This is a genomic window from Bacillus sp. H1a, assembly GCF_000633475.1.
GTDB lineage: Bacteria > Bacillota > Bacilli > Bacillales > Bacillaceae_G > Bacillus_A > Bacillus_A paramycoides.
This window is the reverse complement of sequence record NZ_AYMH01000041.1, coordinates 1-26,381: the sequence shown is the minus strand read 5'-3', so window position 1 is coordinate 26,381 and position 26,381 is coordinate 1. Positions and strand designations below refer to the sequence as shown.

At 33.0% G+C, this 26,381-nt stretch carries 28 protein-coding genes and 5 pseudogenes; 12 read left to right on the top strand and 21 right to left on the bottom strand.

All coding sequences use genetic code 11. The features are described from left to right. Positions 1-23: 23 nt before the first annotated feature. The 4 genes and pseudogenes from U860_RS36510 to U860_RS35965 form a co-directional block, all read right to left on the bottom strand. Complete coding sequence (locus U860_RS36510) at positions 24-785, bottom strand: HNH endonuclease (RefSeq protein WP_240184485.1); 762 nt, start codon at positions 783-785, stop codon at positions 24-26. 114 nt (positions 786-899) lie between these two features. After that, entirely contained in the window at positions 900-1,037 is a 138-nt protein-coding gene (locus U860_RS35970) for a hypothetical protein (protein ID WP_205206334.1), read from the bottom strand. Between the two features lie 372 nt (positions 1,038-1,409). After that, the gene (locus U860_RS0118390; RefSeq protein WP_025149663.1) at positions 1,410-3,362 is read right to left on the bottom strand and encodes a 5'-nucleotidase C-terminal domain-containing protein; all 1,953 of its coding nucleotides are present in this window, start codon (positions 3,360-3,362) and stop codon (positions 1,410-1,412) included. Positions 3,363-3,441: 79 nt separating this feature from the next. After that, positions 3,442-3,842: pseudogene (locus tag U860_RS35965) on the bottom strand (DUF3967 domain-containing protein); the annotation flags it as partial. Between the two features lie 266 nt (positions 3,843-4,108). Here U860_RS35965 and U860_RS0118375 point away from each other — a divergent pair. The 3 genes and pseudogenes from U860_RS0118375 to U860_RS0118365 form a co-directional block, all read left to right on the top strand. Further along, the gene (locus tag U860_RS0118375) at positions 4,109-4,570 is read left to right on the top strand and encodes a helix-turn-helix domain-containing protein (protein WP_025149661.1); all 462 of its coding nucleotides are present in this window, start codon (positions 4,109-4,111) and stop codon (positions 4,568-4,570) included. A gap of 283 nt (positions 4,571-4,853) precedes the next feature. Next, positions 4,854-5,228 (top strand): hypothetical protein, encoded by a 375-nt coding sequence (locus U860_RS0118370; protein WP_025149660.1) that lies wholly within the window; start codon positions 4,854-4,856, stop codon positions 5,226-5,228. A gap of 5 nt (positions 5,229-5,233) precedes the next feature. After that, positions 5,234-5,620 (top strand): annotated as a pseudogene (locus U860_RS0118365) (hypothetical protein); the annotation flags it as partial. A 419-nt stretch (positions 5,621-6,039) separates the two neighbouring features. On the opposite strand, the pseudogene U860_RS31695 reads toward U860_RS0118365, so the two are convergent. The 3 genes and pseudogenes from U860_RS31695 to U860_RS0118350 all read right to left on the bottom strand — a co-directional run bounded on the left by U860_RS31695 (position 6,040) and on the right by U860_RS0118350 (position 8,140). After that, positions 6,040-6,615: pseudogene (locus U860_RS31695) on the bottom strand (replication-relaxation family protein). A 22-nt stretch (positions 6,616-6,637) separates the two neighbouring features. After that, positions 6,638-7,804, bottom strand: coding sequence for an FtsK/SpoIIIE domain-containing protein (locus U860_RS0118355; protein WP_025149658.1), 1,167 nt, complete (start codon positions 7,802-7,804; stop codon positions 6,638-6,640). Positions 7,805-7,819: 15 nt separating this feature from the next. Beyond that, positions 7,820-8,140: a hypothetical protein gene (locus tag U860_RS0118350; protein ID WP_025149657.1), complete on the bottom strand. Its 321-nt coding sequence runs from the start codon at positions 8,138-8,140 to the stop codon at positions 7,820-7,822. A 291-nt stretch (positions 8,141-8,431) separates the two neighbouring features. Between U860_RS0118350 and U860_RS0118345 the strand changes: the two genes are divergently transcribed. The 3 genes from U860_RS0118345 to U860_RS0118330 all read left to right on the top strand — a co-directional run bounded on the left by U860_RS0118345 (position 8,432) and on the right by U860_RS0118330 (position 10,204). Next, the gene (locus U860_RS0118345; protein ID WP_025149656.1) at positions 8,432-8,662 is read left to right on the top strand and encodes a helix-turn-helix transcriptional regulator; all 231 of its coding nucleotides are present in this window, start codon (positions 8,432-8,434) and stop codon (positions 8,660-8,662) included. Positions 8,663-8,857: 195 nt separating this feature from the next. Then, on the top strand, positions 8,858-9,034 hold the full coding sequence (locus U860_RS35960; RefSeq protein ID WP_205206332.1) for a hypothetical protein: 177 nt from the start codon (positions 8,858-8,860) through the stop codon (positions 9,032-9,034). A gap of 810 nt (positions 9,035-9,844) precedes the next feature. Further along, positions 9,845-10,204, top strand: coding sequence for a hypothetical protein (locus U860_RS0118330; protein WP_025149655.1), 360 nt, complete (start codon positions 9,845-9,847; stop codon positions 10,202-10,204). A gap of 238 nt (positions 10,205-10,442) precedes the next feature. Here the strand turns inward: U860_RS0118330 and U860_RS0118325 are convergent, their stop codons facing one another. From U860_RS0118325 to U860_RS0118305, 4 genes are all read right to left on the bottom strand, one after another. Continuing rightward, positions 10,443-10,628 carry a hypothetical protein gene (locus U860_RS0118325; RefSeq protein ID WP_025149654.1) on the bottom strand — a complete coding sequence of 62 codons (186 nt, stop codon included), beginning with the start codon at positions 10,626-10,628 and terminating at the stop codon, positions 10,443-10,445. 604 nt (positions 10,629-11,232) lie between these two features. Next, positions 11,233-11,511 carry a hypothetical protein gene (locus U860_RS0118320; RefSeq protein WP_025149653.1) on the bottom strand — a complete coding sequence of 93 codons (279 nt, stop codon included), beginning with the start codon at positions 11,509-11,511 and terminating at the stop codon, positions 11,233-11,235. Positions 11,512-12,388: 877 nt separating this feature from the next. After that, positions 12,389-13,738 carry a HAMP domain-containing sensor histidine kinase gene (locus U860_RS0118310; protein WP_025149652.1) on the bottom strand — a complete coding sequence of 450 codons (1,350 nt, stop codon included), beginning with the start codon at positions 13,736-13,738 and terminating at the stop codon, positions 12,389-12,391. Continuing rightward, positions 13,735-14,406: a response regulator transcription factor gene (locus tag U860_RS0118305; protein WP_025149651.1), complete on the bottom strand. Its 672-nt coding sequence runs from the start codon at positions 14,404-14,406 to the stop codon at positions 13,735-13,737. The genes U860_RS0118310 and U860_RS0118305 overlap by 4 nt, the downstream gene beginning before the upstream one ends. Before the next feature lie 177 nt (positions 14,407-14,583). Here U860_RS0118305 and U860_RS0118300 point away from each other — a divergent pair, with 177 nt between their 5' ends. The 3 genes from U860_RS0118300 to U860_RS0118290 are packed head-to-tail and all read left to right on the top strand — an operon-like array spanning position 14,584 to position 16,935. Next, a complete protein-coding gene (locus U860_RS0118300; protein WP_025149650.1) occupies positions 14,584-15,516 on the top strand; it encodes an ABC transporter ATP-binding protein in 933 nt (310 codons plus the stop codon). Next, complete coding sequence (locus tag U860_RS0118295) at positions 15,491-16,207, top strand: ABC transporter permease (RefSeq protein WP_025149649.1); 717 nt, start codon at positions 15,491-15,493, stop codon at positions 16,205-16,207. Before U860_RS0118300 ends, U860_RS0118295 begins: the two co-directional genes overlap by 26 nt. Further along, complete coding sequence (locus tag U860_RS0118290; protein ID WP_025149648.1) at positions 16,207-16,935, top strand: ABC transporter permease; 729 nt, start codon at positions 16,207-16,209, stop codon at positions 16,933-16,935. The genes U860_RS0118295 and U860_RS0118290 overlap by 1 nt, the downstream gene beginning before the upstream one ends. A 266-nt stretch (positions 16,936-17,201) precedes the next feature. Here the strand turns inward: U860_RS0118290 and U860_RS31690 are convergent. The 3 genes and pseudogenes from U860_RS31690 to U860_RS36505 all read right to left on the bottom strand — a co-directional run bounded on the left by U860_RS31690 (position 17,202) and on the right by U860_RS36505 (position 19,430). Then, positions 17,202-18,437: pseudogene (locus U860_RS31690) on the bottom strand (ABC transporter permease). Continuing rightward, a complete protein-coding gene (locus U860_RS0118280) occupies positions 18,430-19,329 on the bottom strand; it encodes an ABC transporter ATP-binding protein (protein ID WP_025149647.1) in 900 nt (299 codons plus the stop codon). The pseudogene U860_RS31690 and the gene U860_RS0118280 overlap by 8 nt, the downstream one beginning before the upstream one ends. 32 nt (positions 19,330-19,361) lie before the next feature. Next, positions 19,362-19,430 (bottom strand): hypothetical protein, encoded by a 69-nt coding sequence (locus U860_RS36505; protein ID WP_131232464.1) that lies wholly within the window; start codon positions 19,428-19,430, stop codon positions 19,362-19,364. Positions 19,431-19,979: 549 nt separating this feature from the next. Between U860_RS36505 and U860_RS0118275 the strand changes: the two genes are divergently transcribed. Beyond that, positions 19,980-20,186 carry a hypothetical protein gene (locus U860_RS0118275; RefSeq protein WP_000834523.1) on the top strand — a complete coding sequence of 69 codons (207 nt, stop codon included), beginning with the start codon at positions 19,980-19,982 and terminating at the stop codon, positions 20,184-20,186. Positions 20,187-20,261: 75 nt separating this feature from the next. On the opposite strand, the gene U860_RS0118270 is transcribed toward U860_RS0118275, so the two are convergent. The 3 genes and pseudogenes from U860_RS0118270 to U860_RS0118260 form a co-directional block, all read right to left on the bottom strand. Continuing rightward, positions 20,262-20,495: a hypothetical protein gene (locus U860_RS0118270; RefSeq protein ID WP_025149646.1), complete on the bottom strand. Its 234-nt coding sequence runs from the start codon at positions 20,493-20,495 to the stop codon at positions 20,262-20,264. A 160-nt stretch (positions 20,496-20,655) separates the two neighbouring features. After that, positions 20,656-20,937, bottom strand: coding sequence for a hypothetical protein (locus U860_RS0118265; protein WP_025149645.1), 282 nt, complete (start codon positions 20,935-20,937; stop codon positions 20,656-20,658). Positions 20,938-21,014: 77 nt separating this feature from the next. Then, positions 21,015-21,617, bottom strand: a pseudogene (locus U860_RS0118260) (IS1595 family transposase); the annotation flags it as partial. A 270-nt stretch (positions 21,618-21,887) separates the two neighbouring features. Between U860_RS0118260 and U860_RS35665 the strand changes: the two are divergent. Continuing rightward, positions 21,888-22,043, top strand: a complete 156-nt coding sequence (locus tag U860_RS35665; protein ID WP_162791010.1) for a hypothetical protein — start codon at positions 21,888-21,890, stop codon at positions 22,041-22,043. 105 nt (positions 22,044-22,148) lie between these two features. Here U860_RS35665 and U860_RS0118245 read toward each other — a convergent pair whose 3' ends face one another. Further along, positions 22,149-22,373 carry a hypothetical protein gene (locus U860_RS0118245; protein ID WP_025149643.1) on the bottom strand — a complete coding sequence of 75 codons (225 nt, stop codon included), beginning with the start codon at positions 22,371-22,373 and terminating at the stop codon, positions 22,149-22,151. Positions 22,374-22,799: 426 nt separating this feature from the next. Between U860_RS0118245 and U860_RS0118240 the strand changes: the two genes are divergently transcribed. Then, positions 22,800-24,011 carry an IS110 family transposase gene (locus tag U860_RS0118240; RefSeq protein WP_025149642.1) on the top strand — a complete coding sequence of 404 codons (1,212 nt, stop codon included), beginning with the start codon at positions 22,800-22,802 and terminating at the stop codon, positions 24,009-24,011. Between the two features lie 173 nt (positions 24,012-24,184). Here the strand turns inward: U860_RS0118240 and U860_RS0118235 are convergent, their stop codons facing one another. The 3 genes from U860_RS0118235 to U860_RS0118225 all read right to left on the bottom strand — a co-directional run bounded on the left by U860_RS0118235 (position 24,185) and on the right by U860_RS0118225 (position 25,942). After that, the gene (locus tag U860_RS0118235; RefSeq protein WP_025149641.1) at positions 24,185-24,436 is read right to left on the bottom strand and encodes a hypothetical protein; all 252 of its coding nucleotides are present in this window, start codon (positions 24,434-24,436) and stop codon (positions 24,185-24,187) included. Between the two features lie 923 nt (positions 24,437-25,359). Then, positions 25,360-25,536: a hypothetical protein gene (locus tag U860_RS35660; protein ID WP_162791009.1), complete on the bottom strand. Its 177-nt coding sequence runs from the start codon at positions 25,534-25,536 to the stop codon at positions 25,360-25,362. A gap of 25 nt (positions 25,537-25,561) precedes the next feature. Then, on the bottom strand, positions 25,562-25,942 hold the full coding sequence (locus tag U860_RS0118225; protein ID WP_025149640.1) for an ArpU family transcriptional regulator: 381 nt from the start codon (positions 25,940-25,942) through the stop codon (positions 25,562-25,564). Positions 25,943-26,381 lie beyond the last annotated feature (439 nt).

Here is a 26,381-nt window from a genome sequence, read left to right as displayed (position 1 = left end):
CCTTTCACATCTTATTAAGGTACTTATACTTCATACACCTCGTCTTCTTGTTTATATCGCGCTAACTTTTCCTCTAATTTTGCAACATCTTCATGTAGATTTACAACATGTAACTTTCGATGACAATTTGCACATACTCCAATAGTATTATAAATTGAATCTTCTCCACCCTCTGATAGCCATTTCACATGATGTGCTTCTAAGTATGGATTCCCTTTTTTATCTTGGAAAGGAGCATACTGCTCACACAACTCGCATATACCTTGTGCACGCCTTTTAGCTAGCTCAGCTACATACTCATTTCGTTGATATGTTGTAGTTTTTGTAAAGCGTTTATTATTACCATGAGATACTACCTTTTTAGCTTGATCCTTTAATTTGTTATAACTTAGTTCTCTTGCTTTTTGCTTTTCTTTCTCTTGACGATTTTGAATAACACTCTCAGAAATAACTACATGCTTATTAGATAACTGGATTGGAAAAACCCATACATTTCTATCCATTCCTTGTGTATCCTCTTGGATCTCTTGAAAAGGTTGATCTACAAGCTCTACTCGCCCCATAAAAATGTGCTTTCCTGATTCAAATGCTTCAAATAAGTAAACATCTACTCCATTTTCTCTAGATTCATATAGAGTCTTATTTTGATTCCCTTCTAAAACTTGATCTCCTTCTTGGCCCATCCCTGTGTAATATAATATATCCTTATCCCAGCGGTCATCGTAAATACCTTTTGTACGATCAGAGAACAAAACTAATGTATTTGTTTTTTTAGATCGTCTCATCCCTCCCATATTCCCACATTTATATACCCTAGAAATTTCTTTATTATCATATTCCTGACCGATTACCATTGAATAAATTTCTTCTCTCATTATTTGAAGCCATTCTTTTACTAGCTATATATCATACTCTTTCTCACGAGTTCCAATTCTTTTAAACGGCAATCCCTCTTTTTCCATAGCAAGTAATGAATCTTTTGCTATATTAAAGTATTTCATTAACTCTTTTTGGTTTACTACTTTTTTCTGTTCCAATTGTACTTAACCTACTTTACCAATTTTTTCATCTATTAATAATTAACCTATCTTAACTATCAACCGTTTTCAAGTAATTCTTCCTACGAGGAATATAAGATTTTACATATTCTTATAGCCACTTAAAATGTATAATGACCCACAGCAACAAATTACATTTGATCATTCTAATATAAACAATAACAAACAGTTTGATAATGATATATTTAGAAAGAATAAATGGGGGGAGATTAACAAATGAATTGTTAGACGTCTAAATGTTATTAACCAATATAAAAATGTAAAAAGGAACCCTTTATGGATTCCCTTTTGCCTAACACTCTTTTTCAAACAGTGCATCTTTGCACCAGAACCATTTTTCTTATATTTTTCTTATATTTTTTTAATACTCCTATTAAGTTTTATGTAAAATTCACCTTTTGTTTTTACATGATTAAACTGATTCGGATTAATATTAGCTTTTTGAGAGAGTGCTACAATCTCTTCTTTTGTAATTGAATCTTTAGTATTAATAGATGCTATATTTGTATATTTTCCATCTTCTGTTTTTGGAATTTCTAAAATCCCTTTATTTACAAGATCCACTACAGCCTTATGCTCTGAAGAATGTGTATCTACACCAGTAATTTTCCAATTATGCATGATTTTTGGCGTGTATACACCATTCTTTACCTCTTTTAAATATGTAATAGCAAGGTTACGAATGGTTCCACCTGTTTCTCCGAATGCATTCTCTTGTTTAGATGACCAAATTTGTTCAAACTTACGTCCCTCTAAAGCTCCTCCTTTTGCCTGAAGAGCCTCCATTCTATATGCATTCATTCCCAGCGTCATAACATCGTTCATTCCGATTGGTTTATTTGTACGAATAGATCTTAAATTTGTAATTCTACTTCCATATGGTCTTGTTAAATCAATTTCGTATTTTACGCCCCCAAAGAAATCGTTCGTACTGTATTTAGACGCACGGCGGGTTTTATCAAAGCTAACTGTTACATCTCCGGCACGAGATGAGTTAAAATACCCTGCCGCCCATTCCATGTAGTCTTTTAAATCTTTCCCAGTTATCTTATATACTGTAATTTCTCCCAAAGCATATTGGTAATTGTACGCAATATCTTTCTTCTTAATAGGACCTACATCCAAACGGGCATAATCGTTATCAATTTGGTGGGCTACTACATCTGCTTTGCTGTAATAGAGCATGACTTCATGAAAGAAATCTGATAAAGGTGTCTCTTGAATTTGCACACTTGGAATACCCTTTATTTCATTTTCAGGAACAAGATTTCTACCCTTTAATTGAGCGACTACAACATTTGCATCTCCTCTCGCATACTCGTGAAAAGGTGTTAGTGTTTCTTCAAGTGTAGGATCGGATAATACCGTTGTTCCATCAACATTTTTTACAGGTAATGCGGTAGCTGTTTTATCTTTTAAAACCAGTTTTCCATCTTGCTTTGTAAAAGTAAGATCAATACGTGAGATATGTGTTCCATATTTATCTGGTTCTGTAATAATAACACCATTTACAACTTCTTTTTTTACAAGTTTATGCATATGAGCTGCAAAAATAGCGCTTAGTTCCGGACAAGCATTCGCAATATCTTGAACTCCAGTACCAGGGATTCCATTCTCATTTTCTCGTCCCATATGCATAACCCCTACCATTACATCTACTTTACCTTCTAATTCTTTAATTGCCTTTTTTGTCTCTTCTACTGGATTTTTCACCACTAAACCATCCAAATGATTTGTCCCTTTTTCAAAGTCACTAATCATTGGTGTATTCATACCAATAATCCCGACTTTAATTCCACCTTTTTCAACAATCGTATATGCAGGAAGAAAACGCTCTCCATTTTCCTTGTAAATATTTCCTGCTAACGTCTTTCCCTTATATTGCTCACTAACTTTTTTCAATGTATCTAATCCAAAGTTGAATTCATGATTTCCAAATGCCCAAGCATCATATCCCATTGCGTTCATCGCTACCATCATTGGAGATTGTGGCTTATCATTGAATAATTCTACTGAGTTTCCTTGAATTGTATCCCCGGCATCTAATAATATGGTATTTGGATTTTCTTGACGTACCTTCTTTATAAGCGTATAAAGCTGCGTTAAACTTCCACTCGTATTTGTACCATCAAGCGCATAATCCCAAGGCATAAATCGGCCATGAATATCTGCAGTACCCAACAATGTAATATTAACATCAGATTCCTCAGCTTTAGAGATAGCTGGTTTGACTGTTACTGCTGTTCCAAGAAGCATAAGAATAACAAAATAACATACATAGTTCTTCCATTTTATTTTTTGCATAATAACAATATTTCTCCCCTTTTTGTACTGTCATAAAGTTGCTTGAACTTTAAAAATGTAACTTATTATTTGGAAAACTTCAACTACAAAAGATAATTTTGGAGATACTACGTTCAGCATCTTGAATCTCTCTGACCATCTTCATAAGATTTTCATCTCTTAGCTCTAGCCTTTTTCTATCCTTTCTTCATGTTCCCTCCGCTCTTTCATATCTTTCTCGATTAATTTATTCCTTTGATCTATACGATCACCTAATCTCTTTTCCATTTCTAACAGATTCGCTTGTTGCACCTTATTAATTTCTTCTATCATAGCGCTATATTGTTGTTGGAATTGGTATTGGTATTGCATTTAATAAGGAACTGGATCTGTCCCCTGGAACTCCATTTTCTTATTATCAATTCCGAACTGCTTTGCAATCATTTTCGCAGCTTTTTCTAAGATCATACCATCTTGCTTACTCAACTCCACTAGCTGTTCACTCTGGTGGTCTATTTTCTTGCTTTATTTATATTCCTCTACCAAATTCCACCCTCATTAATTATAAACAATTTCTGTGCTACATTACTTTGTTCGTAATTAAAAGGGGTGTTTTCATTAGAAAATGATATATATATATTAAAATATTTGATAACCGCTGATTTTTCCTTTCCAGGTCTAGGAAAAAATCGAGTTGAAAAAAGATGAGTAAAGATGTAAAATTACACTAAATGACACATAAGTTACTTTTTAAAGGAGAAGAGAAAGTGAATAAGGAGATTATAACTGAACTCATTTCAACGAAAATAAAGTTAATTCGTACTGAAAAAGGGTATACGCAGGATAAAATGGCTGAAGTTCTCGGCATTTCAAAGAAAACACTTGTTCAAATCGAGAAGGGAAGATCTAATACGGGTTGGACCAATACCGTTGCTATTTGTGCATTATTTAGGGATAGTGAGGTTTTACAGTCCACTCTAGGAGATGATCCGTTAGTAGTAATCGAAACAATAGCCCATAAAAGTATTAACAACTTCAAAGAAAAAACATTGGGAGGAAAAGTCTGGTGGAAACAAATTCAAGAAAAAGGGGACTTTCGCTTACAACAAAATCTGATTAGCAAGCATTATCGTATTTTAGACAATCATGATTACCGTTGGTTTAATTCGTTTGATTTAGAAAAAGCACTAGATCAACTTGATAAATTAACAGGGGATCCGGAAAATTAAATAATTTCTTAAAACTGAAGAAAAGGGAATATATACCTACATTAGAAGGGTTTTCCTTTTATTTGAGCTTACAATAATGATTACACATAGAATAAATTTGTACTCAATTGATTTGCTGTACGTTGTAATGTGTGGAAACACCACTCATGTTCTTAAACGGACTATGTTATGCAATTAAAAAGTCCTATTGTTCCTATGAAGTAGGATGCATAGCTTTTTTCTATTATTATGTATCATTTTACAATTGTTGAAATACAACTTATTAACTAGGAGAAAATTATATATGATCATCTTGAGCTTTCTTTGGATTTACTTTATGCCCATTTTCTGGTTATGTGGATTTATTGGTGGGATTTATTTAATTATTGCAGGGATTGAAAATCGTAAATTACTCGTAAGTGTAATGGGATTACTTAGTCTTTCCCTTGTCGTACTACCTTTTGTGTGTTGGGGTATGGGGATTGATGCAGAATATCTTCTTTCACCCGTTCCATACTTTACCCTATTTCCTTTAAGTGGGTTATTAGCGGGATTCAATGGACTACAAGCAAAAATTAAGAGCATACGCAATATGGGATTTATTATTTTTATTACTGGAATATTAGGGGCTTTTTTCTATTATTTAATGTCTGTATCTGATTCAGTTTATATCTATTAGTTATTTATGAAGGAAAAGGGAATAGCAATATATTTACGTTGGATCAAATGCAGACGGGGGATACTATTTTCGATAAGAAGTTTGAGAAAGAAATAGCAAAGAAACATTCGAAGCATTATGTTACGGCAATTTTCAGAAGTAATATCTTTTTGGATTTAAACAACCTTGCACATATGGAAAAATTAGCGGAGCTTGCAAGAAGTATTCAGAAATTTAATAAAACAATTGAAAATAATAAGAGTAGTGTGGAAGACATAACGATTCAGCTGCCAAATGCTGATAAGAGTTTATTACAAAATATTGCAGTAGATTATGTATTAACGGCTGAAGAGGTAAAAAGGGCCTTTGAGAAAAAGGATGATTATATGAAAGCTTTACAGCTTACAAAGTAAAAAAGGAAATCATTTCGATTTCCTTTTTTATATTCTATTCATATACAAGGAGATCATTGATAAATGAATTGGGTTTTTATATCCCAAAAGGTACACCTTTTGAAGGGGGATCAACCTTAATAAATTTAGTACTTCAAAAGGTTCAAAAACATGACGTCCACATTACATTTTCGTAAGATAACAAAATTACCTACATAAATACTTACAAATGAGATATTATCCTCCTAGGCGCTATACAATGAAATATTTGCTTAACCATTGAAAATCATTTGAATCATTACTTTCTTCTTCATGTTCTTTACTATTTCATGACTTGTTTCAAATTAACTCCCCTCATTTACCGCCTTCTAACAATCAGCATCACACATGGCTTAATACATTACTGAAAAGAAAAAAGCTCTGCACTATGCAGGCTTTCTTTATGATTTCACCGCTAAATTTTTCATAAAACTTTCTATAGAATTCGCCTGAAATATACGTAAATGAGGAAATTGAACGTCGTAATGTTTGCCAGTAATTATAAGGATTGAAGGAAAGAATTTAGAACCTTTCGGTTGCCAGGATTCATTATGCCATTCTTGGCTATGGAAGTATAACTCATATCTGTTTATCTTATCTTGCATTACCTTTTTACTGTAAACCGACTTTTACACTTCAATAAAGAATGGTGATCTACGCCATATAGTAAAGGCATCTGGTTCCATATATTCTTTCCCATACTTTGGTTCAACTTTGAATAGTTTAGGATTTTCATAATGAACGAGTTGTTTGTATACGTCCACAATACCAAGGAAATGAGGAATTTTTTGACTTGTCTTTCTGATAGAACTTGGCTGCGGAAAATAAATGTATGGGTGCTGCAATACGTTAGCATCAACATAGCCGTCTCTTCTTAATCGTTTCATAACCGTATTACAACAAGTTACCGCATTCTTTAAGCCTTGAAAATGCAAGTCAATAATATCGTCACGGGACATGCATCTAAATCGATTCAAATCATTCAAAATTCCTTTATCTCTACTCTTCATCATCTAACACCCCAAATAACGGAATTTCTTCTTGCGATGAATTCTGGACTATTTTCTCCTCTTTAGACATGCGATATGGTTCAACAATTTGCTTCGCCTTACTTAATTCCAAATAAGGAGCTTGCACTTTCTTTAATCCATTTCGTTTTAAAATCATTTGGCCTGATTGCTCTAAATGCTCTGAACCAGGAGTACCCATGATATTACTATTAATCGCACTATCACATTTAAAGCCGATTCTTACGGTCATATTAAGCTTTAACTTACCATCTAACACCTTTGCATCTGGCCTCTGCATACTAAGCATAAGAAAGACTCCAAGTGATCGGCCAACTGCTGAAATCTTTTCAATTGTAGTCATACACTCTTTTTCATCTTTAAGCATAGCCACTTCATCGATAGCAAGTAGAATATATGGTTTTTGATGATCTGGATTTAACTTGTTGTACGCATCAATATGATCAACCTCATATTCTTCCATAAGTTTTCTTCGTTCTCTAATTTCCTTCCACATCTTTTGAAGCATTATTTTCATTTCAATTTCTTCCATACAAACTTCTTTTACATGCTTCACTCTTCGCAAGAAATGAAATTCAGAGTTTTTTAAATCTCCAAGATACAAATGCAACGTATCAGGAGACATATATTGAATGAGTGTGGATAGTACAACACGTACCATACTACTTTTCCCGCTTCCCGTTTCCCCTGCTATTAATAAGTGTGGTGTATTGGAATCAACCATATCGTACGTAATCGTTTTTCCGAATTGGTCCCGGCCAACCACAACAGGAAGACGGTATTCTTTTAATAATAGCTGCCATTCTTTATAACAGTAATTGTATGGTTTTAGTCCAGCATCTGAACGGAATACATGTAGTACAAACTTTTTTACATCCCCTTCAATCGTAATATTCCGTCCTAATATTTGCTGAAAACAAAACCACTTCTTTTCAATCTTCTGTGGATCTAATCCGTTTGGTATGGTAAAAACATACCTCACGCTTTCTGCTGAAGAAGAAACATTATGTACCTTTGGATAAATAGGCACTTTTCCCCCACGCGTTTGATGTTCCGTATATAAACCTGCTTTTCCGAACACCTCCATAAGCTGATTCCTTAACCTTTGCGTACGAAGCCACTCCTTTATAATCCCCATTACTCCCTTCCCTCCTTAAAACATGATTACGATACGAACAAATACATATCCAATCAAGCAAACTCCACCAATTCGCGTGCCGTGATAAATACCTTCGCTTACAAATTTAGCTGCTGATATATAGTCATGTCGCACCAAGTATTTTTCTAACATGACTGCTCCGATTAAAATCGTTCCCATAACTCCTAATGCAATATAAGTATTTAACACCTGATCCGACATATGAAGGAATGCCAAAGGACTAAATGAATTATATTTACGAATTTTCTTTTCTTTATCTTTGTATGACCGATCCATAAACTCACGAAAAGAAATTGTTTCTTTCCTAACACACATTTAAATGCCCCCTTTATAAACGGAATTTAGAATGTAGATATTACGTAGCCTCATCTACTTAATACCATGGTAGTTTTAATTTGGTAGAAATCTTGATAAATACTGTGGTAATCATTCACAACTTACTTTGGTAACCTCGTATTCTTCTACCTTAATAAATACCGTGGTAGCTGCTTTGATACATCATATTGTAGACAGCTTGTACATTATGTAAAAAACTTTTTCCGTCTATGCGAATAGTTTTTTACATTTATGTCCACAATATTGAAAATAGGTTCAGGAGGGATTTAAGTGTTTTGGAAATTCGGAGGTAAAAACCGAACGAAATTAGGGGATTTTTTAGATCAGAATGGCTTCACCCAAAATGATTTAGAAAAGACCGCGAAATTAAGTCGTCCTACAGTTTCAAAGGCGTGCAATGATAAAGAATACATACCTAGTCCAACTGTAATGAAAAAGATTTTAAAAGTTATTAGGCAAATAAAACCCAACGTTAAATCCACCGACTTTTGGGATATGTAAAAACTGGCTAATTAGAGTCAGTTTTATTTTTTATTGTAATTAAAGAGAAACTAAAAACCTCCCTTGAGGCTATGAAGATTTAAAGTGAACTCGAATAGTGTTCTTTTATTTGAATTTTCATGAAATGTTTTAAAAATTCCGTACCGTTGGAAATACCTATAGAATAAAAATAATTAATTTTTAGGAGTGCCATAAATGCCTGATGTAATCCGTCTCTGTATTGTGATAGTCATTGCCTTATTTTTATTTTCCTCCATAATAATGGAGTTTAAAAAGCCTCAAAAAGATATGTTTTGGTTTTCGATTGAAGTCTTATCTCTCCTCGGCGTTTTACTGCTAATAAAAGAGTTTTTAATTAATCATATAACATAACCTCTTGAATAAAACTCAATATTCCGTCAATATTGTGGACAACATGATAGTTTCTCCATTCCACCTTGGAGATGAGCAGTTAGTTTTTGCTGGCTGCTCTTTTGTATTTTTCTTATCCGGTCTTTAATTGGCAACATTTTTTCTGTTTATCCAATTTCATCAATCAAATTCATATCCTGGTAGAATCTTAAAAACTAATGTTTTTGAGCCGTTAACCTTTCTCTATTTTCGTTCGTTGAGTTCGTTTGTTTTGTTGTCCCCATATAAGCCACCCTGTTTCTAATCAAATTAAGAAAGTGATAAATCCTATCCCAATAATTTTTAATATAGCTTTCAAAACAATTTCACTCAATCCGTTCATCATATAGCCATCATCCTTATCTTTCCTTAACAACAAACAAGACGCCACCTAAATCACGGCAGCGCCTACGATAATTGCTATAAATTTAACGGATTTACCGAAAAAATTCTCCTTCCTCAAGCTGTTGGTTTTGAATAAAGTTTGATTCAAAGTATGCTAAAAATGTTGTTTTTATTAAAGAAGAACTCTTCATATTTTGAAAAAAGATTGGTCAAAAATAGATTCATTGTTGTGAATTAGTGTACAAATATTATAAAAAAGTTTGACCAATTTTTTTGTAAAACTTACTACAACAATATATGAATATCTTTGACTGTTTTTGTAATTTATTGTAAAATAATATACATAGAAAGGTATTTTAGGGGAAATATAGAAAGAGTATGCCTTTCAGCTTTTAAAGAGCTAAAGCATATCCTTTTTGTTATTTAAAGGGGGAGAAAGAAAAAAGTATGAAGAATTTAAAAAGAAAAAGTATTTATGTTTTATTAATAGTTATAGCAATTATGGGGTTAAGTGCTTGTGGTAAAGATCCATCAGATGATTTGCAATCTAAAAAGTGGAATGTCGTTGCTACCAATGGCGAATCATATACAGGAGAATTCGCTAAAAATACGGTTTCTTTCAAGATAGGAGCTTTCACAAGAGGGTTTACATATAAAATTAACAAAGATGAAATTAGTTTAGAAGAAGATGGGAAAGAGCCAATTGTATTTGAAATTAAAAAAGATGGTGATGAATATAAATTTAAGGCAACGACTCCAGCTATTAAAAAGAAATTTGGAGATTTGACGTTATCACCAAGTAAATAGTAAATGAAAAGTCGAGCTAAAACTCTGTAATAATTTTACAGGGTTTTTTGTTTGGAATTATTTAAGTAATTTTTACGGTGATACATATTAGTAATATTGTTGGTTGGAAATAAAGTTTGATTAAAAATATTTACTCCCACCCTTACTCTACGGAATATAAAAAGAATCTAATTTGAAAAAAGATTAATCAAAATAGATTCTTTTCCAGTAGATTTAATCAAAATTATTTATCCTCACATCATTTATTTCTTTGCTTCCATACCCCATTCTCTTTATAATAAGTATTCTTTCCATTCATGAATCCAACTGTATTACCAGGAATGCTATATTTCTTATTTTTAGGCTTCTTCTTCACCCTCTTCTCTTCTTGAACAGCTTGCAAATCCGCCTTCCATTGTTTCAACAAATCCTTTTTACGTCGCATCGAATTTGTACCCCTCAGGTTGAAATATGAATCCAATAATCATGTTATATATATTTATATATAAATTTCAATAAAAAGAGAGTACCCCCGCTATTGGATGCACTCAACGTGGTTAATCCTGAGCATTGAATAGGACACGAAGAACTCGTCCTATTACATAATATGCTTGTCCGAAATATAATGTGCAATAAAAAAAGCACCCTCGCCCTGGCGCCAAAAAATACATATACATTGAGGTAACTAACACGTTAGAAAAGACCCTTCCGTATCATTGTATGATTCTCAATTATCTTTATACCTAGCAAACTCATTATATACGATTAATATATAATTTCTATTGATTTAACCATGCATAATTCCATCCAATTCATGGTTAATATTCTAAATAGACCAACGCTGTATTATAATTCTTTATATATACCAAGGAGGTTTATCATGCTCAACTTTCATAAAACACTACCCCTCTTAGGATTCTTTTTGTTTTTATACGGTTTCATCAGTTTCATCGTTTTATTACTATTCCTTAGCGTGTAGTAACAATGCGTGTGAATATATATTTAATGTGTAATTTCTATATAACAAAAAAAGCACCCATTTTGGATGCTTAATGTATACTAATATTAATATTGAATAGCTTTATTGATAGACTTTCTAGAACAATAAATATACTAGCTGAAACCGATCTATATCCGATATTCTTTCCTGTAACGTTAATAGTAATCTCCGCTAAATGGGTTTGCACATCATCTTTTTCAAAAATTTTATCTTCAACCTTTTCAACTATTGCTACATTATCCACTTCTTTAAAAGTTTTCAGCAATTTTGTTTCTAATAAAGTAAAATCAAAATTTTCATCTTTAACCACATTAAATTTAATCTTCATTTTTATTTCCCCATTTTTAACTAGTTAATATATTAAAATCAATATAATTATATATATTTGTATTAAAAAATTCAAAAGTTATCTTTTATTAAATTCCCCATAGTTCACATATCTAATAGAGCGAAATTTTAAAAAACAAATGGAAAAGTTCCTCTTCCAAGGTCAAGATAACTCTCAACCTTCTCTAAGTCACCGCATCATATAATTTTCTATCTATCTTAGCTATTCGCTTTACGTTTGGTGGTTGAGAGAAGACTAAGAATCTTCTCATTTATACTCTATAGGTTCGTTCAATACTTCAGTTGTCCCATCGCCTTCGCTAACCGATTATGGTCACACAACGTGACAATTCATAAATGCCTAAATCTATATATATTGTTGTAAAAATAATTGGTTACGTGTTAAAATAGCATAGGTACTCTTTAGGGAGTTCTCATGTAATTAAGCAAGAGTTTAAAAATTCTCGAATCTCAGCCCCTTGGAGCGCCCTCCAAGGGGCTGAACAAGTCTTTAAAACGCCTATTGTGTTCCTTGAAAACAAGATATCATATGGAGTTCGATAGCAGAATTCACGCTGTCGGTAAAATGATATGTGTCGTCAAGAACAAGACGCTAAAACATATGAACACGCAACGAACTGTACGGTATGGTTATAGTACCGTAGCTCACTAACCTATACGGTCTGTCGTGAGAGTTCTGATGGTACACCGCAATCTTGCACGTCAGCGATACCAGAAATGGGCTTCGCCTTTGGTAGCAAGAATCCCACTGACGTTAGTCACCTTGCCCCTTTAGGGGTGGGAGTGTCAACTACAATTTGAAAGATTCTATTTACATGCTTCATGAATTGAAACTCTTCCATCTATTATTCTCCCTTCTACACTAACTTTTTAAATAGGAACGTCGCTCCTGTATCATCAGATTCTATACGCCATTCGATATCCATTTCTTTCGCCATAACAGCAATGATAGATAATCCAATTCCCGCACCCTTATTTGGCGAATAAGCATTCTGAAAACCTGGCCCATGGTCAACAATTGTAATCGTTCCTTCTTCATGGTTCATATATACTCCTATAAAATTCCCCTCACTCGCATGTCGAATTACATTTTGAATTACATTATCTATAATCCTTTGAAACCAATTTTCATCAATATTCCAAAATAACTGCTGTTCTGGAATCATAATATCAACTTCAAAACCTTGCTCATCTAATATGTCATACCAGGATGCAACAAGTTTTCTCATTAAACGTGTCATATCCGTTCGCTCTGGGTGATACGGATATTTTTTTGCTGTTATTAACGAATAGGATAGTAAGTTCTCAATTAATTCGGCTAGGTAATTAATTTTTTCATCCATTAGCGTAATTGTTTTGTATCCCTTTTCCGAGTTAACCTCTTCTTTCAAAGAATCCATTTGTGCACGCATTGTCGTTAATGGTGTTCGCAAATCATGAGATAGATCGGCAATTAATTTTCTACGAAATTGTTCCTCTTCCTTCTCCTTCATCCGACTTTGCTGTAAAGCTCCTACCATTCGATTAAAGGACTCTTCTAACAAACCAATCTCATCTTGTCTTGATATTTGAACTTGTGATGGAAGAGAATGATCCTGGGGCAGTTCCATTGCCTTTTGTAACTTTAACAATCGTTTTCTAATTTTTAGAAAGAAAACAATGGAAGAAACAATAAATATTGCAAAAAAGGACATAATCACAACTTCAAATACAACTTCAAATTTTTCTCGAACTTGGTGCATTGGTGGTTTAAAATACTTTCTTGGAATTTGAAATACCATGAATGCTCCTCGCTCATTTTCTCCTATATAAGAAACGATCGTATATGGATCACCGCCAAAGCTTTTTTTCATAAACCCCACTGAATCACTAGCAGACCATTGTTTCGGAATATGCTGCTGTTCTGGAATTTGAAAACTCGTTTCCCCCCGGCTATTTACCCAAAACAACGAGCTTTCTGGATACTTCTCGTGAAAACTTTGAAAAGCTTGTTGAATTTCTGCTGGATTATCTTCATGTAAAATCCTCGCTTTACTTTGCCAAGCTTCTTCAATTTCTCCACTTGAATAATATTCATCTAATCCTCTGATCCACTCCACGTAATTCATAAAGAGCATCGAAGTCAAGGGAACAATTAATGGTAACAAAATCAGCGCTATAAATATGATAAGTAAATACTTTCTCAATAACGAAGTTTTTTTCATCATGCCTTACACCGATAGCCAATTCCACGTATTGTTTCTATTATTTTAGGGCTACTTGGATTCCTCTCTATTTTTTCACGTAAATGGCGGATATGAACCATTAATGATTTATCCCCTTCTATGTAGGATTCATTCCATACTGCCTCAAAAATTTGTTCCTTTGTTAAAGTACGATTCATATTCTTCATCAAATAGAAAAAAATCTGATGCTGTTTTCCTGATAGAACAATTTCATCATCTGTGTCTGTATCAACGATCCGGTAATCTTTCATAAATACTTTTAGATGCTTCACATGTTGCACTTCTGCCCCATCCTTGTTGTACCGTCTTAATAAAACTTCAATACGTGCCATTAACTCTTTTGGATGGAATGGTTTTGTTATATAATCATCAGCAAATGTTAATCCATATATTTTATCTTCTAGTGTTGTTCTTGCAGTCAGCATAATGATTGGAGTATCTGGATATTCACTTTTAAAACGTTGGCCTAATGTAAAACCATCAAGCCCGGGTAACATAACATCTAAAACTATTACATCAGCTGTTTCACACACTTCATTAATACCTTTCTCTGAAGTAAACCATGAAACTTCATACTCTTGTTTCTCCAGTTCTCTTTTTACCCATTCTCCAATCTCAAGCTCATCCTCAACGTATAAAATGTGTGTCATTTTTTCACCTTCATATACAAATTTAACCGTTCTCTTTCATCATAAGGAATACAACATGATTTGAAAACTAACATACTCCAAAATTAGGGAATAATTTATAAATTTAAACAAATCTTAAACTCTTCTAACCTTATCATTAACCTTTATTTTCTATACTTGATTTGAGGTGATAGGAATATGAATTATATTGTAAAAACGGCAGGGTTAACAAAAAAATATCGAAATGATTATGTGGTACATAACGTAGATTTAAAAATTCCAAAAGGAGAGATTTACGGATTTCTTGGGCCTAACGGAGCTGGTAAAACAACTAGCATTCGCATGTTATTAGGTCTTATAAAACCGTCGCAAGGGAGTGTCACAATATTTCAACAAGATTTAGCAAAAGAACGTTTATCCATATTATCTAAAATTGGAGCTCTTGTTGAAAATCCATCTTATTATGCTCACTTAAATGCTATTGAAAATTTAGAAGTCTATCGTATATTACGTAATGTTCCGAAAGAAAAGATTGGAGAGGTTCTGCAAATCGTTGGTCTACAACATGCTGCAAAACAGAAAGTAAAAGAATATTCATTAGGAATGAAACAGCGGTTAGGAATTGCAATTGCCTTACTTGGCGATCCACAGCTATTAATTTTAGATGAGCCGACAAATGGACTTGATCCAGAGGGGATTCATGAAATTCGTACTTTAATTAAACAATTAGCGAAAGAAAGAGGTATTACCATTCTTATATCTAGTCACTTATTAAGTGAAATTGATCAAATGGCAACTTATGTTGGGATCATCACAAAAGGAAGGCTTATTTTTCAAGATAAAATAGAAATATTACGACATCATGCTCAGCACTCTATTTCACTTATGACTGACAAACCAGATACTGCTTGGAAAGTAATTCTTGCTAAAGGGATTCCTTCCGTGCAAGAGGAGAAGCGAATTATTCTATCAAATGTATCAAACGAGACTGTTGGAGAGATTGTAAAAACACTTGTAACACATAACATTTCTATATTTAGAATTGAAGAAAATAAAAAATCACTCGAAGAGATATTCTTACAGCTTGTAAAGGAGGAAGAGACACATGTACAAACGCCTCTTTCAATCTGAGCTTTTAAAAATAAAGAGGACATGGATTTGGTTTTTAATCTTTTTAGGGCCAATAGGTGTTATTTCGCTTCAAGCATGTAACTTTTTTCTTCGTTATGATTGGTTGACAAATAAATATGCGAAAAATTTATGGGGTGGCCTTATTTCTGAGACACAACCGCTTGCTCTAGTAACCCTTATATTAGGTACTACCATTATTACTTCTCTAATCGCTCATATAGAGCATCATTCTAGTTCATGGAAACACCTTCTATCCTTACCTATTAAGAAGGGACATATTTTTTTAGTAAAATTTATATTGGTGTTTTGCCTGCTCACTATATCTTGTTCTTTATTATTGATTGGTACGGTTGGGTTAGGTTTAGCATTACAATTCGATGCTGCAATTTCATGGTTTTCTATATTTAAAATGAGTTTCTATCCTTATTGGTCAGCACTACCAATCGTAGCTTTACAACTATGGATTGCCATCATATTTCAAAATCAAAGTATCACATTTACAACCGGCCTATTAGGGACCATTCTCACAATGTTTTCAGTATCTCTTCCTAATTGGTTTCTATGGAGATGGCCAAGCCTACGTATTGACTGGGGGCCCCCACTTTTATGTGTAGCAATGGGATTGATTGTAAGTATCTGTATACTAATTATCGAAACAGCGGATTTTACTAGAAGGGATGTGCACAAATAATGCTTTGGCTTAAAACTATGCAATCTGAATTTTATAAAATGAAAAACACAAAAATATGGATATTATTATTTTTAAGTCCGATTTTAGCTGGAGGGGTCGCCTATACAAGTGGCTCAAACTACCCTGAATATAAACATTGGGAATTAGTTTATACTATCATGTTAACGATCCACGGCATGCTACTTTTACCATTGTTAACAGGCATTTTCACTGCATTTATTTGCCGATATGAACATTCAAACGGGGGATGGAAACAACTTTTGGTACAACCGATAACAAGGTATCACACCTATATAATAAAATTTTTCTTTGTTCTCTTATTTGTAGGTACAGTGCAAGTTCTATTCATTATAAGCTATGTTAGTGTTGGACAACTTTTGCATTTATCTGGTCCGTTCCCTCTCATTCCTATAATTAAAAGTATTACGGGGGGCTGTATTGCTACTCTACCTTTAATCGCCTTACAATTGTGGGTATCAACCATCTGGTCCAGCTTTGCAGCACCGATTGCTTTAAATGTTATAGCTTCTATACCCGCTCTAATGATTGCAAATTCTGCAAGGTTTGGTCCTTTCTACCCATGGGCTCAACCATTTCTTGCTATGCTTCCTAAAGATGACTCACAGCTATTTTATATCTCTATTCAAACATTAGTATTTGTTATAATTGGTAGCTTTGTTATTTTATTTATAGGTGGCTTTGTTCATTTTATGAAAAAAGCGTATTAATTCTTTAACGTACTTAGTAACCTCATCAAAAACCGTTGGACACTTTGTGAAGTTAATTGTTTTTGCAGTCTTCTCAAGTTTTTTCGCTTTTTTTCAATATTTTCAACAGTGCCAACTACCTTGCCGATAGTTTTTACGGTCCCACCAACTAGTCTACAAATAATAAACATGTGCAGATTCATTTCTACGGATTTGTATACATACTGGAACAAAAAGATCTACATAGATTAACTATGTAGATCTTTTTGAATATATTTTTCAAACAATTACTTTCCTAACTTGATTGCCTTTTTTATATTACTGAATGCACCTTTACCATATAATAATACACCTCCGCGGTAAACACGCCCCGTTAAACCTATCATCATAAATATTGTTGCTAATAGAATAGCTAGTGCAAGAGCAACTTCCCAAACTGGGATATTCAGGAATCCAATTCATACGAGCATAACAATAGGAGTGAAAAATGGTATATAACTAGTAATAGTAATTAAAGAGCTGCTTGGATTTGAAATCCCATAAAGTGCGATATACAAAGCAGCAAGTAACATAATTGTCAGCGGCATAACAGCTTGAGAAGCTTCCTCTATACGACTAATTATAGAGCCGAATAGACAAGATAATGAGCCATATAATAAGAATCCTAATATGAAGAATATAATCCCATAAACCACTAAGGTAGGAGCAAATGAATTTAAATCAATTCCATTTAAAATATCATTTTTCGATCCCTTAATTGCTGTTTTATACCCTACAAATGCGATCAAGCCCCCAATTATTATTTGAGTAATACCAGCCAATAATGTTGAAAAGAGCTTTGCATATAGATGTTTTGTTGGCGATATACTTGAAACAACTAACTCCATTACACGCGAAGATTTCTCAGTTGCGACATCTGTAGCTAATTGTGCAGCATACATTAATATCATTAAATAATTAAAGATAATAAAGATATTAATTAAAATTGCTACACTCTCTTTATGTTCTCCACCTTTAACCTTATCTGAAACTGTTTTGGTATGTATTTCTACTGGCGTAGTTAACACCTTTAAATCATCTTGCGATAGATTCAATTGCTGGGCGAAATTAGAAGATTGTATTTGAGATAAAATAGTTTGAACCTTTGTAACATCTGCCTGATTTACATCTGTCTCAGCTATATAAGTAGCATTCAGCTGCTTATTATCCAATTCCTCTACAACTATAGCATATTTATATTCACCGTTTTTAACGCCCGATTCTGCTTTTTGTTTATCCTTACTATGTTTTACATGTAATTTACTATCGACATTTTTAAACACTTGATGAATTGTTGTATATAATTCTTCTTGTTCTGTAACAACAACGTTTTCTTCCTCATTCCCCACAAAAAAGTCATAAATCTTGTCAATATTCATCAATCCTATAATTAACATAGAAATTATTATTGTAAGAGAAATAAATGATTTTGATTTCACCTTAGATTTATAGTTTTGTAAAAAAATCGTCCAGAAACTACTCATGTTGTGCACCTACTTTCGCAATAAAGATATCATTTAGTGTAGGCTCTTCCACTGCAAACTTTTTAACATACCCTAACTTCGTTATTTCTTTAAATAAAACATGCGAAACTTCTTCAGATGTAATTTTAAGAGTAACTGCATTCTTACGTTTCTTAATACTCTCTACACCTTCTATTTCTTTCAAATGATCAAAGTCATGATCGCCAATGATTACAACATTCTTTTTACCAAAATCACTTTTAATTTTTGCAATGTCACCCTGAACAACAGGTACTCCTTTATGCATAATACAAATGTGTTGGCATAACTCTTCCACATGTTCCATACGATGCGAACTAAAAAGAATTGACGAACCTTGTTTTTGCATATCAAGAACAGCTTCTTTTAACATTTCAACATTTACTGGATCTAAACCACTAAATGGTTCATCTAAAATCAAAAGTTCAGGCTTATGTATAATTGCTGTTATCAACTGAATTTTTTGCTGATTCCCTTTTGAAAGTTCTCCTACTTTTTTGTTCAGATGCTCTGATATATTAAAACGTTCCAGCCAATATTGAAGTTCTTTTTCTGCATCTTTACTTTTCATGTTCTTCAATTTTGCAAAAAAGTTAACTTGTTCTTTGACAGTCATTTTCGCATAAAGCCCTCGTTCTTCTGGTAAATAACCAATCTTATCAGTAACATCATAATTTATAGGTTTACCATTCCATGAAATAGATCCGCTTGATTTTGATAAAAGCCCAAGTATCATTCGAAATGTAGTAGTTTTACCAGCTCCATTCCCGCCCAAGAATCCAAATATTTCACCTTTAGGTATCTCAATATTCAAACTATTAACCGCAACATGTTCGTCAAATTTCTTTGTTAAATCTTTAATTATTAAAGTCATTATCCGCACCCTTAATCCACAAGATGATTTTTTTATACAATTGTATATCCATAGTCAACCACGATATTTTGTCCCCTAATTGCATCGCTTTTATCAGACATTAAAAATAAAATGACATTTGTAACATCCGAAATTTCAACAATTGTTATATTTTGTAATATAAGGTTAACATATAATTGTGGTGACTACATTTATTTATGGTGTATTTTCAAAACAAATCGATAGTATGTACGACAAAAATATATATGCCATTGATCTCTCTATATTTATTTTTAAAGTAACATTTGTTGCATTTATGGGAAAATCGACTTGAAATATCGACAGACGATATATCGGAGGTGGTTATAATGAATTATGCAACAGGGCAAAATTAAAATACAATAGCATTTTTAACCCAAACTTAATTTTGCCCTATATTTTTTATTAAGATAATAAAAGGGAAATTCCCTTCACCCAATCTCCTCCTTTCCGCTTCTTTTATAAATAGTTATAAATGACGCAACAGAGCTGGAACTAACAGTGTCATTACAAATATAAAATAGGAAGTAACTCGTCATAACTCCTCCTTATGGTAATCCCTTTGTAAACCTCTTTATTTAAATGTATAATTGTATTAAAAGTCAAAAATTTCAAAATTATGGGGGAGCATCATGAAAAGTTTTGGTACATTAGTAATCTCTACCGTCATTTCAGCAGGCTTAGTATATTATAATGTCGATTCCTTTTATAATAAATTTACATCCGGGAATACATATTACTGGGTAAACGGCATCCTAGCTGCTGGATTCCTTATATCCTTAATTATCAACATAAAAGATATCATCAAGAAAAACTACACAACTTCTGAATCGAATTAAGGAGCCTACTATGGTTCCTTTTTTTATGCAAAATAAAAAAGCATCCTATTTAGATGCTCTCTACGCTTAATTTTTCTAAATAATACTGGTCCCCATTGTCATAAGGCTACCTAATACAATACATACTAATCCTATTAATATTAAAAACTCTGGTAACTCAAAGTGTCCGAGTATCATACTTAGAATTAAACCTATAGGAAATACAAGTACTTCTATCCAACTTATACCTTCATTTTTCCTTATTATATAGGACGTAGTTATACCGATAATTAAAACTCCTAATACAATTAAACTTAATCCTAATGCCATTCATCCACCATCTTTTTTCATTCATATTACCATAAATAAGCAATCATTAGAGTTACTTCTTTATAAAATAAGGCTCTGTTAAATTTTAATGTTGATTTTTAAATAAATTAGTGGAAAATCTAAACTTAAAGGTTTCCCACTAATTCCTATATTTTCGCTATTAAGAGATACTTTTTAGCCAAGTAATAATACGAAGAACCTGAAATGGTTCAAACCAAGTAATTAAAAACATAACAACAAAGAAAGAAATAAGTGATATGAATTTTATGGTTCCCACTTCCCGTTTAGCAATTGCTATAAAACTTAGTACAATTCCTACTAAAGAAGAAATAAAGCCTAAAAGGACAATTGGTTCAGAATAGCCAACTATTATCCAATTTAATCCGAATAATAATAGCCCTATAACCATAAAGGTTATTGACAATATACTAAATCTTTTCACAATTCCGCCTCCAAATATGATTTCACCATTTTAAGGGGTGAACGATAATCATTTTTTATTTGCCTAAGAATGAACAATTACACGATAAACTTAGATAAACGTAAACTCTCATAAGTATCTGACATTTCAAATACAAACGACAATAATAGAAATTCCTTAATATTATGTTTAGTGCTTTCATTACTACGACTATCGACAAACAAGAACCAAGAAAGGTAGTTATCCCGATATTTTGTAGCTACACCTTTAAATCGGTCTATCCATTGTTTCATACGGGAATGCAGACCATTAACATTTTGGATATGGTACAAGCCCTTTATAACGTGTTTGCCATCGTTGGATTTAATTCTGTAATGTTCGATGCCTTTTTCTTTTGCATAGGTTTTGTAGGCTCTCCAAGCATCAGTAACAAGGACATTATCAGGTGTTAGCTTAGAGCCAATCATATTATCGACCTTAGTTTTCACAACTCGCCCCAAACAGGCTACCTTCGATACAGTAGCCTTTGTACGGTCTCTGGCAACAAGGACACAAACTTGTTCGTGGCTAATCCCTCTATGTTTCGACTTTCCTCCACGCCTTCGAGGTTTGCGTTCTGAAATTCCACGTCTACCTTTTTCAGAGTATAGAAAATAGGTCTCGTCTACTTCAACGATGCCTTCAAATTGCTCAAAATCCATTGTTTTTGAGACACGTAAACTTATTCTGGAAGCTATACTTTCATATTACATAAATCAAAAAGTACGTTTAATCCTTTTACACGTTGGCTCAAATTTCACGTTATCTAGAACATATAAAAGTAGAAATATTTTTTCTATTTTTTATATCGTAATCATTGATTTAACAATGATTACGATATAATCAATGCTCTGTCTTTAGGGTATATCTTTCCTAATGCATTTTTCACATGGTTTAATTAAATACAGAGATTGTCTGAAGGAGTGACTTATATGAAATTTAGATTAAAATTTAAATTTTCAAGAGGAACAGAGTTAAAAGTCGATATAGATAAGAATCAAAAACATCCTAATTCAATAGAAAACATCTACTTTTCACTCCAAACCCTATATATTCTTATTAAATTAGTACAAGCATTAATTACCTAAAGCTTGTACTATCACTAATTGTGTTCGTTTGTTTTGTTATCTTTCATTAACAACAAACAAGACGCCACCCAGATCACGGCAGCGCCTACGATAATTGCTATTAGTTTAATCATTAACTAATATATCTGGCCCCTTCTTTAACGCATACGCGAAACTCGAAATAAATACAATACTAAATGTGATAGTGGAAGACCACATATTAAAATAAAATTCTTTGCCTACAACTAAATAATAGATGTTATGGACCAAGAAATTAGCACCTATGATAATTCCGCCTAACATTGAACTAATTAAAAGACTCATTAAATAAAACTTGAGCTTCTGAAACATTTTCCCCCTACCCCTTTTCTAAAATAAACTTTATTTGGGTTATCTCAGAAAATTATACCATTTAATTTCCAGATATTATTAAACCTATAGTTTAATTAAGGTTATTTTAAGGAAGGGGAAGATTGTCTAATCAAATGTCCATTTTGTTCAAATTCACGTTTAATGTGTAAATTCTATATGACAAAGAAAACATACTAAGATTAGTAGTGCAGACCAAGGCATTGGTTCGCACTACTATTTTTTATATAGTAGAAGTGAAGAAAGGGTCGTGGGTGCTTTGGGATTTTGAATCCGTAAAAAAACTGACCTTCTTCACTTACCTTATTTGAATCAGTTTTTAGTATGTTGGTCCTCGAGATCGTGTATAAGAAATGGGAATCGATAAGTGTAAGATGAAGACTTCAATTTTCCATCAGGAGGAATCTTATGAGACACGTAATTGCTTTTGATATCAGTATGGGTAAAAGTTATATGGTAATTTATAATGCACAAAAACAATGTATCTTTGAAAAGGAAATCCAACATTTGAAGCCGGACTTTAAAGAGCTACAAAAAAAGATATATGAGCTTACCAAGAAAACTGGTAAATTACCTGAAATTGTGTTCGAGGCAACAGGAATTTATTCTAGACAGCTAGAACGATTTATGCAAGATAATCAGTATACATATTGTCTGTTAAATCCCTTAGAAGCAAAACTACAATGTGATTCCTTACGGATTCATAAAACGGACCGAAGTGATGCACATCGCCTAGCTCTTACCCACTTTACAGCTACCCGAAGGGTATCTCATGGAACGAATCACATATTCCATCAGTTAAAATCTCTTTCGAGATTCTATAGCGAACTAGATGGAGAATTATCAGTGATTCGTAGTCGTATGCATAAAGTCATTCAATTAACATTTCCTGAATTAGAAAAAATGTTCACGAGTAAATCTGATCTATTCTTAAATTTTGTTCAACTATTCCCCCATCCAGATTGTGTTTTAAGTCTTTCTAAAACGATTATAAAAAATCTTATTCGTGCTAATACCAATAAAAAAATATCAAATCTTATGGCAGAGAAAAAAGCCATTCAAATACTTGAAATAGCGAAAAACTCCTATCCAGCTGTTTCTCAAAATGATGTCTTGTGTGATCAACTCAAAGTATACGCAAAACGTTATCAAGAACTACTTCAACAAAAGGAATGTTGTATTAACAAGATGGTATTTATAGCCGAACAACGTGCAGAATATAGTATCATTTTGAGTCTTCCTGGAATTGGACCAAATACGGCTGTACGCTTAATGGCTGAAATAGGAGATATAACTCGTTTTACGAATAACAAGCAATTGAATGCCTATGCCGGTATTGATATACGTCGCTTTCAATCAGGTAAAACTTTTTATAAAGATAAAATTAATAAACGTGGAAATAAACATTTACGGAAATTACTTTTCCTAATCATCCAAAATATGATTAAACTACGGCGTTACGGACGAAATCACATTATAGAGTACTACGATAAATTAAAAACGCAACTTTATAACAAATGTCATAAAGTTGCGTCCATTGCATGTGTAAATAAGTTATTGAAACTTCTCCTTCACCTTATTACACACAATATACACTATGATTATCGGTTAGCAGCCTAACATCATAGTTTCATACATCATACCATATCCGCCCCTAGTAAAAAAATGAATCCATGTTAAGGGTATTTGGCATGAATGAAAATGGATACCTATATTTTGTGACATCCAGTCCATTAAAAATCTAAAAATATAGGTTGACTAATCGTAAGAAAAAGCACCCGTTATGGATACTTCTAAATTTTCTCTATAACATAAACCATTGTTTTTTTCGATGGTACACGATATGAATGATTCTCATTTTTATGAATAAATATCTCATACTTACCCATCACTTGGAATCTTTCTATTTCAGATTCACCAAATTCTGATACGGAATCACATAAGATTGTTATTTCAGTACCAGCGTTGTATAACAAATCATAAATTTGCCTTTCGGTATATATTCCCCCTACCGATAACTCTTCTGATATTTCTATATATAGCATTATTCCTTCACCTCTCCCGAATTATTTATTCTACAAAAACCATAATTATCCTTTTATATAAATAAAATAAAAAATCATTACCGAAGTGACAACTTTAAAAGGGGCTGGGAGAAACATTCACGAAAGGGGAATTTCGAAATGAATCAATTTAAGGCTGAGTACTCTCAACCTTCTCCAAGCCACCGCATCATATAATTTTCTAGCTTTCATTAGCTACGCGCTTTACGTTCGGTGACTGGGAGAAGACTAAGAATCTTCTCGTTTATACTCCGTAGAGCTGGCTCAATACTTCAGCTACTTAATTTCATTTTCACCTTTGCTGGCCAATATCGAATTATAAAGGATTTATATCCAAGACGTATATGTTTCTTCCGACGCCCTGTTTGAACCAATGTATGAGGGGTTCCGGATGGGAGTTCCGCCGCATTGGCTCAAACAAAGAGCGGAAGCTCTCTGCTCACATTTGGTTATTAATAAAATTTGTGAGTGATTACTAATAATCAATTGTGGTTTATTCTTATTATTTCTTTTTAGAAACGCGATGTTCATTCAATCAAGAACAACCACCCCATTTCCATTTTCAAGAACCGACATTAACAGAGAAATAGACTTATATTTATTATCAACCCAGAGGACGCATTCCGAGCTGAATGATAAAACAGCATGACGAATGCGAGTTATCTCACACCCGCCACACTGGAATATGTCTTAATTTGTTTTAATCATTCATTTAAGGGAATCTTCCCACCCTTACGGCGAGATTCTTACCGCCCATGCCCGCCCTTCCGCGGTATACGTTAAGGATTACTAATCCTCTTCGTTATGCGGTTTTCAAAGAGCTTGTACATTAAGAATACCGTTGATTTCATCATCAAAATCCCCCCTTTTTATCCCCTATTTTGTCGGGATTTTCTCGGTGTTTTTCAGTTTTGGATTGGTGTTACAGTTCCCCAAATTTCTACTTTGTCATATCCAACATTCATACCGTTTGCTCTCAATCCCATAATTGCTTTATTTGCATCATCTTCAGTTTTAGCAATAGCTATATTACTTTTTCTAGAAAAGGTATCTAGTGTATAAATAACATACATATAGTTCATTCTCTTACTCTCCTTTTCTTAAAAATTAAATCATCCCTAATGCCGTAGCGATCAATCTAATAACATTCTTTTTCTTCGCGTAAAATGCATCTTTCTTAATAAGTAACTCATTATAAATGAAGTCGTCTTTTAACTTCTTATTGCTTAGGTATTTCATCTCAATGATCTTTACCTCATCCAAACTGTGCATTAGTGCCTTTTCAACCTGCTTTAATTTAATCTGATTAGCACGCTTTGTATCACAAATTTCAGGGAATAAACTGATTCCTTCTTGTCGCTGCTCTGCTTCATTCTCAAAACATATCTTTAATCCTCTGTACTCTTTTAAAATGCTTACTACTTCTTTCTGAACCTTCTTTTCTGTTTCTTTATCGATAGCTGGTAATAAAGTTAATTGTTTCTCCATGAAGGAATCCCCTATTTCTGAATTTGTAATTTTAATATTACATTAGGTACGTGAAATTTTATTATCTCATTGTTGAATAAGGGAACATCGCGCATTAACATAGCGATTAGCGCTGTTGGCTATTTGATAAAAGAATTTCAAAAAACTAAGAAAAGAACACTTGGAATTTCACTAGAATTTTTAGTTCTTTTCTGGTCAATATGGAGAATATCGACTATCATAATCTAATTTGTAAAATATAATCTACACTACATGAAATTCAATATTCCGTCAATAACATAAGCAACATTATATTTTCTCCATTCCCCCTTGGAGATGAGCAGTTAGTTTTTGCTAGCTGCTCTTTTGTATTTCTTTTTCCCATTCTTCAATTGGCATTATCTTTTCCTGTTTATCCAGTGTCATCACCCTTTACCACAGTTGCGATAGGTAAGACTTT

Excerpts from the sequence above, each read along its gene's own strand:
- U860_RS36510 (WP_240184485.1), bottom strand. The coding sequence starts at position 785 with ATGAGACGATCTAAAAAAACAAATACATTAGTTTTGTTCTCTGATCGT.
- U860_RS0118390 (WP_025149663.1), bottom strand. The coding sequence starts at position 3,362 with ATGCAAAAAATAAAATGGAAGAACTATGTATGTTATTTTGTTATTCTT.
- U860_RS0118370 (WP_025149660.1), top strand. The coding sequence starts at position 4,854 with ATGATCATCTTGAGCTTTCTTTGGATTTACTTTATGCCCATTTTCTGG.
- U860_RS0118355 (WP_025149658.1), bottom strand. The coding sequence starts at position 7,804 with ATGGGGATTATAAAGGAGTGGCTTCGTACGCAAAGGTTAAGGAATCAG.
- U860_RS0118350 (WP_025149657.1), bottom strand. The coding sequence starts at position 8,140 with ATGTGTGTTAGGAAAGAAACAATTTCTTTTCGTGAGTTTATGGATCGG.
- U860_RS35960 (WP_205206332.1), top strand. The coding sequence starts at position 8,858 with ATGCCTGATGTAATCCGTCTCTGTATTGTGATAGTCATTGCCTTATTT.
- U860_RS0118330 (WP_025149655.1), top strand. The coding sequence starts at position 9,845 with ATGAAGAATTTAAAAAGAAAAAGTATTTATGTTTTATTAATAGTTATA.
- U860_RS0118325 (WP_025149654.1), bottom strand. The coding sequence starts at position 10,628 with ATGCGACGTAAAAAGGATTTGTTGAAACAATGGAAGGCGGATTTGCAA.
- U860_RS0118320 (WP_025149653.1), bottom strand. The coding sequence starts at position 11,511 with ATGAAGATTAAATTTAATGTGGTTAAAGATGAAAATTTTGATTTTACT.
- U860_RS0118310 (WP_025149652.1), bottom strand. The coding sequence starts at position 13,738 with ATGATGAAAAAAACTTCGTTATTGAGAAAGTATTTACTTATCATATTT.
- U860_RS0118305 (WP_025149651.1), bottom strand. The coding sequence starts at position 14,406 with ATGACACACATTTTATACGTTGAGGATGAGCTTGAGATTGGAGAATGG.
- U860_RS0118300 (WP_025149650.1), top strand. The coding sequence starts at position 14,584 with ATGAATTATATTGTAAAAACGGCAGGGTTAACAAAAAAATATCGAAAT.
- U860_RS0118295 (WP_025149649.1), top strand. The coding sequence starts at position 15,491 with ATGTACAAACGCCTCTTTCAATCTGAGCTTTTAAAAATAAAGAGGACA.
- U860_RS0118290 (WP_025149648.1), top strand. The coding sequence starts at position 16,207 with ATGCTTTGGCTTAAAACTATGCAATCTGAATTTTATAAAATGAAAAAC.
- U860_RS0118280 (WP_025149647.1), bottom strand. The coding sequence starts at position 19,329 with ATGACTTTAATAATTAAAGATTTAACAAAGAAATTTGACGAACATGTT.
- U860_RS0118275 (WP_000834523.1), top strand. The coding sequence starts at position 19,980 with ATGAAAAGTTTTGGTACATTAGTAATCTCTACCGTCATTTCAGCAGGC.
- U860_RS0118270 (WP_025149646.1), bottom strand. The coding sequence starts at position 20,495 with ATGGCATTAGGATTAAGTTTAATTGTATTAGGAGTTTTAATTATCGGT.
- U860_RS35665 (WP_162791010.1), top strand. The coding sequence starts at position 21,888 with ATGAAATTTAGATTAAAATTTAAATTTTCAAGAGGAACAGAGTTAAAA.
- U860_RS0118245 (WP_025149643.1), bottom strand. The coding sequence starts at position 22,373 with ATGTTTCAGAAGCTCAAGTTTTATTTAATGAGTCTTTTAATTAGTTCA.
- U860_RS0118240 (WP_025149642.1), top strand. The coding sequence starts at position 22,800 with ATGAGACACGTAATTGCTTTTGATATCAGTATGGGTAAAAGTTATATG.
- U860_RS0118235 (WP_025149641.1), bottom strand. The coding sequence starts at position 24,436 with ATGCTATATATAGAAATATCAGAAGAGTTATCGGTAGGGGGAATATAT.
- U860_RS35660 (WP_162791009.1), bottom strand. The coding sequence starts at position 25,536 with ATGAACTATATGTATGTTATTTATACACTAGATACCTTTTCTAGAAAA.
- U860_RS0118225 (WP_025149640.1), bottom strand. The coding sequence starts at position 25,942 with ATGGAGAAACAATTAACTTTATTACCAGCTATCGATAAAGAAACAGAA.